Source organism: Cryptosporangium phraense (assembly GCF_006912135.1).
Lineage (GTDB): Bacteria > Actinomycetota > Actinomycetes > Mycobacteriales > Cryptosporangiaceae > Cryptosporangium > Cryptosporangium phraense.
Genome location: NZ_VIRS01000004.1, coordinates 235,298 through 248,705, shown reverse-complemented (window position 1 = coordinate 248,705; position 13,408 = coordinate 235,298). Strand labels below are relative to the sequence as shown.

Genomic DNA, 13,408 nt, shown 5'->3' with positions numbered 1-13,408 from the left:
CGCGGCGAGCCGTCAGGCTGCCGTGCGGATGGCGGCGGCCAGCGCCTCGGCCGACTCCGGGACCACGCGGTCGGTGTGCAGCAGGACGAATTCCACCTCGCCGAGTGCCGGGAGCCGGTACTGCGCCGGGACCTCGGCCAGCCCGGCCGGCCCGAGCCGCTGCACGAACGGCACCACGCCCAGGCCGCCCAGCGCGGCCGCGGCCAGCCCGTTGAGGCTGGCGCTCGTGCACACCGCCCGCCACGGCCGGCGCTGTTCCTCGAGGACCTGCAGCGCCCGCTCCCGGGTCAGCGACGGCGGCGGGTAGATGATCAGCGGTACCGGGCCGGTGGGGTCGAGCCGCAGGTCGGGCACGCCCAGCCAGGCCAGCCGCTCCCGCCAGACCAGCTGTCCCTCTCCCGGCCCGGCCATCCGCTTCGCGAACACCAGGTCGAGCTGCCCGTCCTGCAGGGCCTTGTGCAGCGTCCCGCTCAGTTCGACGGTGAGCTCGAGGTCGACCAGCGGGTGGGTACGGCGGAAGTCCCGCAGGATGCGGGGGAGCTGGGTCAGCGCCAGATCCTGGGACACCCCGAACCGCAGCCGGCCGCGCAAATCGGACCCGGCGAAGTACCCGGCGGCCTGCTCGTGGATCTCGTCCAGGGCCCGGGCGAACCCCAGCATCGCCTCGCCGTCGGCGGTGAGCAGCACGGTGTGGGTGTCGCGGAGGAACAGCGGCCGCCCGGTCGCCTGCTCGAGCTTGCGGATGTGCTGGCTCACCGTCGACTGCTGGACGCCGAGCTCGGTGGCGGCCCGGGTGAAGCTCCGGGTGCGGGCCACAGTGAGAAACGAGCGGAGTTGGACCGGGTCGAACATCATCACATTTTATGATCACAGTCAGAGGGGTGATCGCACTTCACGATTTTGGCGGCGTGCCGGAGAGTTGACTCTCATGTTCCGTCGATTCCGCCCCGACCCTTACATTGTGGCGCTGCTCACAATGGTCGCGCTCGCTTCCGTGCTGCCGGCGCGGGGCGTCGTCGAGGACGTACTCGACCAGCTCATCATCGTCGCCATCGGGTTCTTGTTCTTCCTGTACGGCGCGCGGCTGTCCACGGAAACCGTGATCGCAGGCATCCGCCATTGGCGGTTGCACCTGCTGGTGCTGGCCTTCACGTTCGTGCTGTTCCCGGTGCTGGGGCTGGCGATCCGGCTACTGCCGGACGCGGTCCTCTCGTCCGAGCTGGCGGCCGGCGTGCTGTTCCTCTGCCTGCTGCCGTCGACCGTGCAGTCGTCGATCGCGTTCGTGTCGATCGCGAAGGGGAACGTGGCCGCGGCGATCTGCACCGCGTCGCTGTCGAACGTGCTCGGTGTGATCGTGACGCCGCTGCTGGTCGCGGTCGTGCTCAGCAACAACGGGGTGTCGCTGTCGGGCGGGACGATCGTGAAGATCGTGGTGCAGCTGCTGGTGCCGTTCGCGCTCGGGCAGGCGCTGCGGCCGTGGATCGGCGGGTTCGTCGGGCGGCACAAAAAGGTGCTCGGGCTGCTCGACCGCGGGTCGATCCTGCTGGTCGTCTACACCGCGTTCAGCGGCGCGGTGGTGGCCGGGGTGTGGAGCAAGCTGTCGGCCTGGGACCTGGTCGCGCTGGTCGTCGTGTCGTGCGTGCTGCTGGCCGCGGTGCTGGTGACGACGTCGGTGGTCGCCAAGCGGCTCGGGTTCAACCGGGAGGACCGGATCACGATCGTGTTCGCCGGGTCGAAGAAGAGCCTCGCGACCGGCGTGCCGATGGCGACGGTCATCTTCGGTACCGGCGCCGGTCTGGTGATCCTGCCGCTGATGCTGTTCCACCAGCTGCAGCTGATCGTCTGCGCGGTGCTGGCCCGCCGTTGGGGCGCGTCCGCGCCCACCGAGGCGGACGCTGATCGCGAGGCCGTCGCGGCTTAGAGCTTGGAGCTCAGAGCCGGAAGACGAATGCGTACGAGACGGCGGCGGCGGCGATCGCGCCGACGATCGCGGCCCAGATCGTCCAGCCGAGCGGGAACGCCAGCAGGAGGAAGACCAGGACGGCGGCGACCGCCGGCACGACCCATTTGGGGACGGCCGGGCCGGACGCCTCCGGGTCGCCGTCCACGCTGCGCTCCTCTCGGTCCTCGGCGATCTCGGCCGGGGAGCGGGTGTCGACGGGGGCGTCGTCGGGAGCGAGCGCGTCGTGGTTCGGATCGGTGTCGAGGTCGTCGTGGGGGTTCGTCATGTCGAGTCGCTACCCGGCGGGCGCGGACACGAAAACGCCCGGCCCCTCGGGGCCGGGCGTTCGAGTTGGTCAGCGCTCTTCGCGGAACTCCACGTGTCGACCCGCTCGCGGGTCGTACTTCGTGAGCGTGAGGCGGTTCGGGTCGTTCCGGCGGTTCTTGCGGGTCACGTACGTGAATCCGGTGCCCGCGGTCGACCGCAGCTTCACGACCGGACGGAGCTCGTTGCCCTTCGCCATGGGGGGCCTCCTTCGTTCCTGTACCTGGCTTAACGAAAACCATGTTCAGATATTCCGCGGCTCCACGGGAACATCCCCGGGGTGGGTTGGGTTATCCAACCGTGCGGCTCGAACGGAGTCGCGGAAGAGAGGAACGTAGGCATGAAGCCTGGCATCCACCCCCAGTACCGCCCGGTGGTGTTCCGTGACCGGTCCGCGGACGAGGCGTTCCTGACCCGCTCGACGGTGGCCACGGACCGCACGATCGAGTGGTCGGACGGCAACACGTACCCGCTGGTCGACGTCGACATCTCGTCGGCGAGCCACCCGTTCTACACCGGTCAGCAGCGCGTCATCGACAGCGCCGGCCGCGTCGAGAAGTTCCGCGCCCGCCAAGCCAAGCGTAGGTAAGCGGTCCGGTGCGGAACGTTCCGCACAGGGCCCCTGGGGCAAGCCAAGTGTAGGTAAGCGGTCCGGCCGGAACGTTCCGCACAGGGCCCCTGGGGCAAGCCAAGTGTAGGTAAGCGGTCCGGCGGAACGTTCCGCACAGGGCCCCTGGGGCAAGCGAAGCGGAAGTAAGCAAACAGCGAGACGGCCCCGCCATCGGCGGGGCCGTCTCGCTGTCTCAGGCGGTCAGGTAGCTCCGCACCTGGGTGAGGATCGACGTGTCGGTCAGGTACCCGAGGTGGGTCTCGCAGGCGACGTACGTGTTCGTCGCCCCGCTCAGGACCGTGCTGGTGTACGGGATGATGATCCCGTCGCACGGCGAGTACCAGGTCCGGTACACGGTCGGCCCGGGCGTCTCGTCACCCGCGCTCAGCGTGTTGATGAACGACGACCCCGGATACATCTGCTGGCAGGTCGTGAACGTCAGGCAGGCCCCGGCCGACGTCGTCCCGTGGTTCGCCCCGGCCAGCGACGCCAGTCGCCGGACGCTCGACGCCCCACCCAACTGCTTGATGTACCAGAGGCTCACCAGGCCACCCATCGAGTGGTTCACGATGTCCACTTTCGAGGCCCCGGTCTGCCGCTTGACGTTGTCGACGAACGTCGAGAGGCCCTGCGCGTTCGTGATGTTGTTGCCGTACGAGTTGTACTCGTAGGCGAAGAGCCGGCTGCTCGAGTAGCCGCCGGCCCGGAAGACCGACTCGGCCGTCGTCCAGTTCGAGGCGCTGCCCGTGTAGCCGTGGACGAACACGACCGGCACGTCGGTGGCCGCCTGGGCCGGTGCCGTCGGCGCGAACGCGATCGCGGCCACCGCGGCCAGTAACAGGATGAGGACTCTGCGCATGGGAACCTCCTCGTTGGGGTTCCCGAACTTTGACTGCACACGGTGACGTAACGCGTCGGTAATATCGCCGGTTCGGGCCTATATCGGTACTCGACCGGTCGGGGCGGATGCACAGAAAACCTAAAACTAACGCTGTTCAGCGTTACCGATCGGTGACAATCGGCCGGTGTTCACCGCACGGGTTCTCGACGAGGAACGACCCGGGCCCGGCCGGTCCGAGGTGCACGAGCTGCTCGATCGGGCCCGCGCCCACTCCGGCGGCGGCCTGGTCGTCCAGGGCCAGCCGGGCATCGGCAAGACCTCGCTGCTGCGGTACGCGGCCGACGCCGCCACCGGCTTCGTCGTCCTGACCGCGGAGGGCGTCGAGGCGGAGTCCGATCTGGCCTTCGCCGCGCTGCACCGGCTGCTGATGCCGCTCTCGGCCCGGATCTCGTCGCTGCCGAGGATGCAGGCGGCGACGCTGACCCGGGCGATGGCCGGTGATCCGGCGGACGTGCCGGGGGAGTTGCCGCTCTGCGTCGCGGTGCTGGAACTGCTGGTGCGAACGGCCCGGCGGCGTCCGGTGCTCGTCTGCGTGGACGACGTCCACCTGATCGACGACGCTTCCCGGGACGTGCTGGCGTTCGTCGGGCGGCGGTTGGCGTCGGAGAAGGTCGCGATGCTGTTCGCGGCGCCCGACGACCGTCCGGCGCCGGCCGGTCTGCCGTCGCTGACGTTGCCCGGCCTCGACCCGTCGGCCTGCACCGCGCTGATCGACCGGTTGCTGGCCGGGGACGTCGCCGCCGACGTCGCCGCGGTGGTGGGGCAGTCGTGCGCGGGGAACCCGCGCGCGATCGAGGAGCTGACCCGGACGCTCTCGGCCGACCAGCGCGCCGGCCGGGTGCCGCTGCCGGACACGTTGCCGCTCTACAGCCGGGTGCGGAAGGAGTACGACGACCGGATCGCCCGGCTGCCGATCGCTACCCGGCGGCTGTTGGTGCTGGTCGCGGCCGATGAACAGCTCGACGTGCGGACGCTCGGCCGGGCCGCCGAGGCCGGTGGAGGGTCGCTGTCGGCGTTGGCGCCGGCCGAGGCGGCCGGCCTCGTCCACGAGTCCGACGGCGCGGTCCGCTTCCGGTTCCCGCTGCTGCGGGCCGCGGTCTACCGGTCCGCCGCCGCGTCCGACCGTCGCACGGCCCACCGCCTGCTGGCCGACGTCCTTCCCGCGGACGCTGACGCCGCGCCGCCGTCGGAGGGGGCGCCATGGTCCCGGGCCGAAGCGGCAGCCCGCTTACGCCGAGCCTGGCACCTGGCCGCCCTCCTGGAGACGGATGCCGCCCCGCCGCGCCCGGGCGCGGCGGCTACGGCGGCCCCGCCTACGGCGGCCCCGCCTACGGCGGCCCCGCCTACGGCGGCCCCGCCTACGGCGGCCCCGCCTACGGCGGCCCCGCCTACGGCGGCCCCGCCTACGGCGGCCCCGCCTACGGCGGGCCCGGGCGCGGCGGACCCGGACCCGGCGGGCCCGGGCGCGGCGGGCCCGGGCGCGGCGAGTCCGAACCCGGCCGTCGTGGCCGCGGCTGGTCCGGTTGCCGGCGGGGGTGACGTCGTCGGGGGCGGTGCCGGTAGGGGTGACGTCGTCGGGGAGTTGGCGGCGGCGGCCGCGGCCGTCCGGGGGAGCGGGGATCATTCCGCGGCCTCGGTCGCGGCCGAGCGGGTGGCCGAGCTCTCGGCCGAGGCCGGCGACCGAGCGTCCCACCTGCTGGCCGCGGCCCAGGACGCCTGGCTGGCCGGCCAGCCGCACCGGGCGGGCGTGCTCCTCGCCCGGGTCCGGCCGCCCCAGCCGGAGACCGCGCTGCACGGCTTCCGCGACCTCCTCCGCGGCGAGATCGAGCTCCGCACCGGCCTGCCCGCCGCGGCCCAGGAACACCTCATCCAAGCCGCCACCCGGCTCGGCGAACCCCACCGCACGGCCGCGATGATCGCGCTGATCCACGCCGGCGAACCGGACTTCCTGGCCGGCGACCAACGCCGCTACCTGAGCGTCCTCGACCGGGTTCTGGCCCTGCGGACCGGCCACGAGTCACCCGAAGCCGAGCTGATGTTCGAGTTCTGCGCGGGCATGTCGGCCACGTTCAACCGCCGCCACCGCGAAGCGGTCGCACCCCTGAGGCGGGTCCTCGAGCTCGCGCCGCAGCACGACGACCCCACCCTCCTGGTCTGGGCGAGCCTCGTCGCCTGCATCCTCGGCCAGGAGTCACTCGGCCTCGGCCTCTCGGTCCGGGCCCGGGCCGCGGCCCAGGTCCGGGGCGAGGTCGCGGTGATACCGCGGACGTTGGAGCTCACCACCTACGCCCAGCTCTGGCTCGGCCGCCACCCCAGCGCGGCGGCCAGCGCCGAGGAAGGGCTCCAGCGCGCCCGCGAGCTGGGCCAGGTCGGCTCGGCCAGCTTCCACCTGGCGACGCTCGCGCTGCTCGCGGTCCCGAGGGGCGACGAGCAGACCTGCGTCGTCCGGGCCCGGGCCGCGATCGCCGAGGCCGACGACCGAGGACTGGCGATGTCGGTGGCGATGGCCAACTGGGCCCTGGCCGCCCTCGATCTGACGGTCGGACGCACGGCCGAGGCGGCCTCGCGGCTGCAGGTGCTGGTGTCCGACGCCGGCGCCGGCCGGTCGCACCCGCTGGTCCGGATGATGGCCGCGCCGCACTTCGTCGAGGCCGCGCTGCGCTGCGGGGACCGCCAGGCCGCGAGCACGGTCGGCCGCTACTTCACCGAGTGGGCCGACGCGACCGGCAGCCCGGCCCCGAAGGCGCTGGCCGCCCGCATCCGGGCGATGGTCGCGACCGAGCCCGGCGTCGCCGAGGAGAACTACCGCGAGGCGATGCGGCTGCACCTGCTGGGCGATCACGACTTCGAGCGGGCCCGCACCGAGCTGCTCTACGGCCACGAGCTGCGCCGTCGTCGCGGTTCGCTGGCGGCCCGGAACGTGCTGCACAGCGCGCTCGAGACGTTCGAGCGCCTGGACGCGAACCCGTGGGCCGAGGCCTGCCACGGTGAGCTGCGGGCGGCGGGGGAGGCCTCGGGGCCGCCGAAGACCAACGACAGCCTCACCCCGCAACAGCTCCAGATCGCCGGCCTGGCCGCCCAGGGCGCGACGAACCGCGAGATCGCCGCGAAGCTCTACCTGAGCGTCCGGACGGTCGACCACCACATGCGCAACATCTTCGTCCGCCTGGGAGTGCGCTCCCGAGTGGAGCTGGTCCGCCTGATGTTCTAGCGAGTGTGTCCTGCCCGGCCCGGACCGATCCGGGCGACCCGGATCCCGTCGAGCATCGGCAGCAGCTGAGGGTTGTCCCCGGCCTGGCCCGGGGGAGCAGGATCCGCGTCTACGTCCCCCGCGGGGCGTACATGATGACGGCCACTCCGACCAGGCAGATCACCGCGCCCAACACGTCGAACCGGTCCGGCCGGAACCGGTCGACGACGACGCCCCACAGCAGCGACCCGGCGACGAACACGCCTCCGTACGCGGCCAGGATGCGGCCGAAGTTCGGATCGGGCTGGAACGTCGCGACGAACCCGTAGATCCCCAGCGCGACGATCCCGCCCGCGATCCAGAGCAGACCCCGGTGTTCGCGCCAGCCTTGCCAGACGAGCCAGGCCCCACCGATCTCGGCCAGCGCGGCCAGCGCGAACAACGCAGCTACCTTCACATCAGTACGGTGCCACGTCCCGGGCCGGAAGCACCCAGTCGCGCACCTCCGGCATGTCCTCGAGGTGCTCCACGACGTACGCCGAGTGCTTCTCCAGCTGCGCCTCGCACCACGCCTTCAGGTCGCTCGCCCCGGGCGGCGTCCGCTTGGCGTTGTTCAGCGCGTCGATCACCAGGTGGTACCGCGACGCCTTGTTCTTCACGACCATGTCGAACGGCGTCGTCGTGGTGCCCTCCTCGATGAACCCGCGGACGTGGAACCGGTCGGCGTCCGGACGGCCGTGGACGACCTGGTGGATCGCCCCCGGGTAGCCGTGGAACGCGAACACGACGTCGACGTGGTCGGTGAACAACTCGCGGAAGAACGTGCCCTCCATGCCGTGCGGGTGGTCCTTGCGCCGAGGCAGCGTCATCAGGTCGATCACGTTCACGACCCGGACCCGGAAATGCGGGAGCTTCTCCCTGAGAATCGAAGCCGCCGCGACCGTCTCCATCGTCACCACGTCACCGGCGCAGGCCAGCACCACGTCCGGGTCCACCGACCCGTCGTCGTTGCCGGCCCAGTCCCAGATGCTCGCGCCCCGCGTCGCGTGTTCGATCGCCTCGTCGATCGTCAGGTACTGCAGCTGGGGCTGCTTGTCGATGACGATCAGGTTGACGTACGACCGCGACCGGAAGCAGTGGTCGGCCACCGAGAGCAGGCAGTTGGCGTCCGGCGGGAGGTAGATCCGCGACACCGAACCCCGCTGGGTGAGCACGGTCTGGATCAGCCCGGGCCCCTGGTGCGAGAACCCGTTGTGGTCGTTGCGCCAGGCCGTCGACGTCAGCAGCACGTTGAGCGACGGCACCGCGGCCCGCCACGACAGGTGGTTGGCCTCCTCCAGCCACTTGCTGTGCTGGATCGTCTGCGACGCGCTGACCATGGCGAACGCCTCGTACGTGGCGAACAGCCCGTGCCGCCCGGTGAGGTTGTAGCCCTCCAGCCAGCCGTGGCAGTTGTGCTCGGACAGCACCTCCATCACCCGGCCGTCGCGGCTCAGCGACACGTCGGACGGCAGCACCTCCTCGGCCCAGGCCCGATCGGACGCCTCGAACACCGCGCCGAGGCGGTTGCTGTTCGTCTCGTCCGGGCAGAACAACCGGAACCGGTCGGGGTTGCGGGTGTAGATGTCACGCATCAGCTCGCCGAGCTTGCGCGTCGACTCGGCCCGCGCGCCGGCCGGCGCCGGCACGTCGATCGCGTAGTCGCGGAAGTCGGGCAGGTCGAGGTCGCGGGTCAGCAACCCGCCGTTGGCGTGCGGCGACGCCGACATCCGCAGGTCTCCGGACGGATTGGCCGCGAGCACGTCGGAGTTCGGCTGTCCGTCCGCGAAGAGCTCTTCCGGACGGTACGAACGCATCCACTGCTCGAGCAGCGCCAGGTGCTCGGGGTTGTCGCGAACGCCGGACAGCGGCACCTGGTGCGCGCGGAACGTCCCCTCGACCGGCACGCCGTCCACCTCGTGCGGGCCCGTCCAGCCCTTGGGCGTCCGCAAGACGATCATCGGCCACCGCGGACGGGAACCGTCCCACTCGCCGGACCGCGCGCCCTCCTGGATGCGCTTGATCGACGCCCACGCGGTCGCGAGCGCTCCGGCGAAGCCGTAGTGCATCCCGGGCAGGTCCGAACCCTCGACCTCGATGACGTCGTACCCGTGGCCCGACAGCAGCGACCGGACCTCCTCGGGAGACTTCCGGCCCAGCACCGTCGGGCCGGAGATCTTCGCGCCGTTGAGGTGCAGCACCGGCAGCACGGCGCCGTCGCGGGCCGGGTTGAGGAACGAGATGCCCTTCCAGGCGCCCTCGAGCGGCCCGGTCTCGGCCTCCCCGTCGCCGACGACCGCGAGCGCGAGCAGGTCGGGGTTGTCCATCACCGCGCCGAACGCGTGCACGAGGACGTATCCGAGTTCGCCGCCCTCGTGGATCGATCCAGGAGTCGTGACCGACACGTGGCTGGGGATCCCACCCGGCGCCGAGAACTGGCGGAACAGGCGGCCCATTCCCTCGAGGTCCCGCCCGACGCGCGGGTAGATCTCGGAGTACGTGCCCTCGAGCCAGCCGGCCGCGACCAGCGCGGGACCGCCGTGGCCCGGGCCGGCCAGGTAGATCGCCTGCTGGCCGGTGATCCGGATCAGCCGGGACACGTGCGCGTAGAGGAACGAGAGGCCCGGGCTGGTGCCCCAGTGGCCGAGCAGCCGCGGTTTGATGTGCTCGGGCCGGAGCGGCTCGTGCAGCAGCGGGTTGGCCTGCAGGTAGATCTGCCCGACGGTGAGGTAGTTGTTCGCCCGCCACCAGGCGTCGACGCGCGCGAGGTCGGCGTCGTCGACCTGCCGGACCCGCTCGGCGAGATCGGCGGGAGTCAGCTGTCGGTCGGGTTCGGTGCCGAGGGTCACCGCGAATCCTTCCTGCGCGCGCCGGCCCCGGACGGACCGGCTCTGCAAGCAGGTTTGCGCAGTGTCGCCCCGATAAACAGGGCCGGACGGCACTGTTCGCCGGGAGTTCGAACCGTTCGGGCCGCGGAGCCGTCCTCTACGTGTGCTGGATGTCGCCGATGCGCCGCTGTTGCGGCTGGAGAACGTGACCGTGTCCGCACTGCGTGATGTCTCGCTGGTCGCGCGGCCCGGCCGGGTGACCGCGCTGACCGGTCCCGGGACCGAAACGGCGCTGGCCGTGGCGCTCGGGCTGGTGCGCCCGGCCCGCGGCCGCGTCACGCTCGGCGGGATCCCGCTCGAGGATCTGGACCCGTCCGCCCGCTGGACGACGGTCTGCTGGGTGCCGCAGCTGCCGGTCCTGCTGGCCGCGACGATCGCCGAGAACATCCGGCTTGGTTGGTCGGCCTCCGACGCCGAGGTGGCGGCCGCCGCGGCCGCCGCCGGCGGTCTTCCGCCCGGCCTGGACACCGTCGTGGGCGAGGACGGCGCCGGGCTGACCGCGGGCGAGCGTCAGCGGATCGGTCTGGCCCGCGCCTTCCTGCGCGACCCCGCCGTCGTGGTGCTCGACGAGCCCGCCGACGACGACCGCTTTCTGGACGCTCTGCGCAGGCTGGTGCCCGGGCGAACCGTGCTCATGGTCGCGCACCGCCCGTCGCTGCTGGCGCTGGCCGACGAGGTCGTCGCGCTCTAGTGGCTGCTAGTGGCTGCGGTGGCGCCACTCGCGTTCGTAGACGATCCACTCCCGGGCCCACTCGGCGTCCCGGCGGCGGTTGAGGCGGCTCAGCGCCCAACCGAACGCGCCCCAGACCAGCACCGCGAACAGGCTGACGCAGCCGAGCGCGTCGACGATGGCCCGAAACTGCAGCTCGGTGGGCTGCGCCGGCGGCCGGACCGGGACGTAGTCGTCGTTCATCCAGACGTCGACGCTCGTGCCTCTCCGGGCGGACACCGGCGTGTAGACCGCCCCGGTGCGGATCGTGCCGTCGGGCAGCGTCCACTTGGCCTGGACGCCGGGCACCGGGGCGGGCGAGACCGCGCCGTTCTCGGTGCGGGCGCCGGCCGGATCGTCGAGCAGCAGGACCGGCACCTGGTTCAACGTCGACTTCTGGGCTTCGACGCGGTCGAGCATCCGGTGGTAGCTGCCGACGCCGAACAGGACCGACAGCACGACGACGGCGAGCGTCGCGGTGACCGCGGCGATCCGGAACGCGCCGTCGAGCCGGTCGACCGGCCGGCAGAGCGGATTCCGGCCGAGACCCAGAAGCCGGAAGGGCCGGCGCCAACGCGAATACATCGGTTCCTGTGTCTCCTACGTTCGGATTCCGCGCCAACGATAGGAAACGCGCGCCAGTGATTCCTATCGGACGAGCATCCACACCGCGGCCGCCCGGGAGGGGGAGTTTCGGCCGGCCGCGGTGTGACCCGGAACGGGTACTCCGGATACGCGCGTGGAGCCGTCCGCGGTTCAACTTTGCCGGCGTTACTACAACCGAATGTAGTAATAATAGGGGTAGTTGAACGCTGAAGGAGTTGCCATGGGTCCGACCGAGGTCAATGGGCTACCGGCCCACGTCCTGCTCGTGCACTTCGTCGTCATCATGATTCCGATCACCGCGCTGCTGCTGGTGCTGAGCGCGGTCTGGCCGGCCGCGCGGGCCCGTATCGGGATCGTGTTGCCGCTGGTCGCGCTGGCGTCGCTGATCAGCGTGCCGCTGACCACCCACGCCGGCGAGTGGCTGATGGGGAAGATGAACGGCGGCGGCCCGCTGGTCGCACGTCACGAGGAACTGGCCGAGATGATGCTGCCCTGGGCGATCGGCCTGTTCGTGGTCTCGGTGGCGGTCTGGGCCGTCCACCGCTTCGTCCCCCGGACCCGGACCGTGCTCACGGTGGGCCTGGCCGTGCTGGCCGTCGTCGTCGCGGTGGGGTCGGTCTTCACCGTCTACCGCGCGGGCGACTCCGGAGCCAAGGCGGCCTGGGACGGAGTGGTCGACACCGCCTCGAAGTGAGCCCCGCTGGCGCAGAATGGGGTGCACAGCGGTGGTGGGAGGTAACAGGTGGACGAGCAGCGTGGCCCCGGGCGTCGCGCCAGCGGTTCGTTGGAGCGGGCAGTGCTGGACGTACTGGCGAGCGCGCCGGTACCGCTCACGGTGCCGGAGGTCCGCGACGCGCTCTCGGCCGACCTGGCCTACACCACCGTGCAGACCGCGCTGGTCCGGCTGCACGCCAAGGGCGTGTTGGCGCGGGAGCGGTCCGGCCGGTCGTTCGCGTACCGGCCGGTCGAGACGCCGGAGACGATGCAGGTCGGCGCGGCCGCACGGCGGATGCGCAAGATCCTCGACTCCGGCGGTGACCGGCGCGGGGTGCTGGCCCGCTTCGTGGCCGACCTGAGCCCCCAGGACGAGGCCCTCCTCGCGGACCTGCTGGCCGCGACCGAGCCCGAGGGAGGCGGGCAGCCTTGAACTGCTTGCCGTTCGTAGCCCTCCTGCCCTGGATCGAGGGGGCGCTGGTCGGCCTGCTCGCTCCGCGCCTGGCCCGGCGCGTCCACCCCGGCACCGCGACCTGGTGCCTGACGCTCGTCGCGGTCGGCGTCGCGGCGGCCACCGCGATCGGGGTGGCCGCGGTGGCGGTGGCGCTGGCCCGGCCGGCGCTCTGGGACGTGCCGGTCGACCCGGACAAGCTCGCCGCGCTGCTGCTGGTCGGGTTGCCGCTGCTGGCCTGTGCCGCGGCCGCCGTTCCGGTCGCCTGGTCGGCGGTCCGGGACCTGGTGGCCGCCAAGACGACCTGGCGCCGGGCCGAGCCGGTGAACGGCGTCCTGATCGTCGACGACCCCGACCCCGAGGCCTACGCGGTCCCCGGGCGTCCCGGGCTCGTCGTCATGCACACCGGGCTGCTCGACGCGCTGAGCCCGGTGGAGCAGCAGGTGGTGCTGGCCCACGAACGGGCCCACCTCGACCGCCGGCACTACGTCCACGTGCTGCTGGTCCGGGTGGCGACCTGGCTGAACCCGCTGCTGCGTCCGCTGACCGCGTCGATCGCCGAGCAGGTCGAACGCTGGGCCGACGAGGACGCGGCCCGGGCCGTGGACGACCGCACGGTCGCGGCCCGCGCGATCGCCAAGGCCGCGCTGGCCCGGTCGGCCGCGCGCCGCTCGGCGGCCCACTCCGGCGCGCTGCGCCGTCGGACCCCGGTGCTCCGGGCGACGTCCGGGGACGCCACCGCTCGGGCGACCGCGCTGATGGCCCCGCCGCTGCCGGTCGGGCGTCCGCTGCTGGTGCTGGTGACGGTCGTCGCGCTGGCCCTGCCGCTGCACTCCTCCTGGGGTGCGCACGCGGTCGAGCAGGCCTACGACAAGGCCTGCGAGCAGATCTCCCGGACCGTCCACCCGGGAGCGCCGAGCGAGGCCGTCGGGCACCGGAAACTACCCTGAGTCATCGGGTGGTGTAAACGGCAGATGAACGAGCGGTGACCAATCCGTCCCCGCGCCGTTCACTCTAAACACACTGCGTAACAA

At 72.0% G+C, this 13,408-nt stretch carries 14 protein-coding genes; 7 read left to right on the top strand and 7 right to left on the bottom strand.

What is annotated here, in order from left to right; translation table 11 throughout:
* Positions 1 to 12 precede the first annotated feature (12 nt).
* The gene (locus FL583_RS08165; RefSeq protein ID WP_142703913.1) at positions 13 to 852 is read right to left on the bottom strand and encodes a LysR family transcriptional regulator; all 840 of its coding nucleotides are present in this window, start codon (positions 850 to 852) and stop codon (positions 13 to 15) included.
* A 76-nt stretch (positions 853 to 928) separates the two neighbouring features.
* Between FL583_RS08165 and FL583_RS08160 the strand changes: the two genes are divergently transcribed.
* On the top strand, positions 929 to 1,921 hold the full coding sequence (locus tag FL583_RS08160; RefSeq protein ID WP_142703911.1) for a bile acid:sodium symporter family protein: 993 nt from the start codon (positions 929 to 931) through the stop codon (positions 1,919 to 1,921).
* A 10-nt stretch (positions 1,922 to 1,931) separates the two neighbouring features.
* On the opposite strand, the gene FL583_RS08155 is transcribed toward FL583_RS08160, so the two are convergent.
* Both FL583_RS08155 and rpmG read right to left on the bottom strand, forming a co-directional pair.
* On the bottom strand, positions 1,932 to 2,228 hold the full coding sequence (locus FL583_RS08155; protein WP_142703909.1) for a hypothetical protein: 297 nt from the start codon (positions 2,226 to 2,228) through the stop codon (positions 1,932 to 1,934).
* A gap of 69 nt (positions 2,229 to 2,297) precedes the next feature.
* The gene (gene rpmG / locus FL583_RS08150) at positions 2,298 to 2,465 is read right to left on the bottom strand and encodes a 50S ribosomal protein L33 (RefSeq protein WP_142703908.1); all 168 of its coding nucleotides are present in this window, start codon (positions 2,463 to 2,465) and stop codon (positions 2,298 to 2,300) included.
* Positions 2,466 to 2,606: 141 nt separating this feature from the next.
* Between rpmG and FL583_RS08145 the strand changes: the two genes are divergently transcribed.
* Positions 2,607 to 2,855 carry a type B 50S ribosomal protein L31 gene (locus FL583_RS08145; protein ID WP_142703906.1) on the top strand — a complete coding sequence of 83 codons (249 nt, stop codon included), beginning with the start codon at positions 2,607 to 2,609 and terminating at the stop codon, positions 2,853 to 2,855.
* A gap of 214 nt (positions 2,856 to 3,069) precedes the next feature.
* On the opposite strand, the gene FL583_RS08140 is transcribed toward FL583_RS08145, so the two are convergent.
* Positions 3,070 to 3,735: an esterase/lipase family protein gene (locus tag FL583_RS08140; protein ID WP_142703904.1), complete on the bottom strand. Its 666-nt coding sequence runs from the start codon at positions 3,733 to 3,735 to the stop codon at positions 3,070 to 3,072.
* A 166-nt stretch (positions 3,736 to 3,901) separates the two neighbouring features.
* Here FL583_RS08140 and FL583_RS42390 point away from each other — a divergent pair, with 166 nt between their 5' ends.
* Complete coding sequence (locus tag FL583_RS42390; RefSeq protein WP_142703903.1) at positions 3,902 to 6,988, top strand: helix-turn-helix transcriptional regulator; 3,087 nt, start codon at positions 3,902 to 3,904, stop codon at positions 6,986 to 6,988.
* A 109-nt stretch (positions 6,989 to 7,097) separates the two neighbouring features.
* Here FL583_RS42390 and FL583_RS08125 read toward each other — a convergent pair whose 3' ends face one another.
* Positions 7,098 to 7,424 (bottom strand): YnfA family protein, encoded by a 327-nt coding sequence (locus FL583_RS08125; RefSeq protein WP_142703899.1) that lies wholly within the window; start codon positions 7,422 to 7,424, stop codon positions 7,098 to 7,100.
* A 1-nt stretch (position 7,425) separates the two neighbouring features.
* The gene (locus tag FL583_RS08120; protein ID WP_142704024.1) at positions 7,426 to 9,825 is read right to left on the bottom strand and encodes a phosphoketolase family protein; all 2,400 of its coding nucleotides are present in this window, start codon (positions 9,823 to 9,825) and stop codon (positions 7,426 to 7,428) included.
* Between the two features lie 172 nt (positions 9,826 to 9,997).
* Between FL583_RS08120 and FL583_RS08115 the strand changes: the two genes are divergently transcribed.
* The gene (locus tag FL583_RS08115) at positions 9,998 to 10,585 is read left to right on the top strand and encodes an ATP-binding cassette domain-containing protein (RefSeq protein WP_142703897.1); all 588 of its coding nucleotides are present in this window, start codon (positions 9,998 to 10,000) and stop codon (positions 10,583 to 10,585) included.
* Between the two features lie 6 nt (positions 10,586 to 10,591).
* Here the strand turns inward: FL583_RS08115 and FL583_RS08110 are convergent, their stop codons facing one another.
* Complete coding sequence (locus tag FL583_RS08110) at positions 10,592 to 11,188, bottom strand: Rv1733c family protein (RefSeq protein ID WP_142703896.1); 597 nt, start codon at positions 11,186 to 11,188, stop codon at positions 10,592 to 10,594.
* A gap of 241 nt (positions 11,189 to 11,429) precedes the next feature.
* Between FL583_RS08110 and FL583_RS08105 the strand changes: the two genes are divergently transcribed.
* The 3 genes from FL583_RS08105 to FL583_RS08095 are packed head-to-tail and all read left to right on the top strand — an operon-like array spanning position 11,430 to position 13,324.
* On the top strand, positions 11,430 to 11,903 hold the full coding sequence (locus FL583_RS08105; protein WP_142703894.1) for a DUF2231 domain-containing protein: 474 nt from the start codon (positions 11,430 to 11,432) through the stop codon (positions 11,901 to 11,903).
* Between the two features lie 48 nt (positions 11,904 to 11,951).
* Positions 11,952 to 12,356, top strand: a complete 405-nt coding sequence (locus FL583_RS08100; RefSeq protein ID WP_142703892.1) for a BlaI/MecI/CopY family transcriptional regulator — start codon at positions 11,952 to 11,954, stop codon at positions 12,354 to 12,356.
* Between the two features lie 5 nt (positions 12,357 to 12,361).
* The gene (locus FL583_RS08095) at positions 12,362 to 13,324 is read left to right on the top strand and encodes a M56 family metallopeptidase (protein WP_142703890.1); all 963 of its coding nucleotides are present in this window, start codon (positions 12,362 to 12,364) and stop codon (positions 13,322 to 13,324) included.
* Positions 13,325 to 13,408: the final 84 nt, after the last annotated feature.

Coding starts and splice junctions, on each gene's coding strand:
- rpmG (WP_142703908.1), bottom strand. CDS start 2,465: ATGGCGAAGGGCAACGAGCTCCGTCCGGTCGTGAAGCTGCGGTCGACC.
- FL583_RS08155 (WP_142703909.1), bottom strand. CDS start 2,228: ATGACGAACCCCCACGACGACCTCGACACCGATCCGAACCACGACGCG.
- FL583_RS08105 (WP_142703894.1), top strand. CDS start 11,430: ATGGGTCCGACCGAGGTCAATGGGCTACCGGCCCACGTCCTGCTCGTG.
- FL583_RS08160 (WP_142703911.1), top strand. CDS start 929: ATGTTCCGTCGATTCCGCCCCGACCCTTACATTGTGGCGCTGCTCACA.
- FL583_RS08145 (WP_142703906.1), top strand. CDS start 2,607: ATGAAGCCTGGCATCCACCCCCAGTACCGCCCGGTGGTGTTCCGTGAC.
- FL583_RS08110 (WP_142703896.1), bottom strand. CDS start 11,188: ATGTATTCGCGTTGGCGCCGGCCCTTCCGGCTTCTGGGTCTCGGCCGG.
- FL583_RS08165 (WP_142703913.1), bottom strand. CDS start 852: ATGTTCGACCCGGTCCAACTCCGCTCGTTTCTCACTGTGGCCCGCACC.
- FL583_RS08140 (WP_142703904.1), bottom strand. CDS start 3,735: ATGCGCAGAGTCCTCATCCTGTTACTGGCCGCGGTGGCCGCGATCGCG.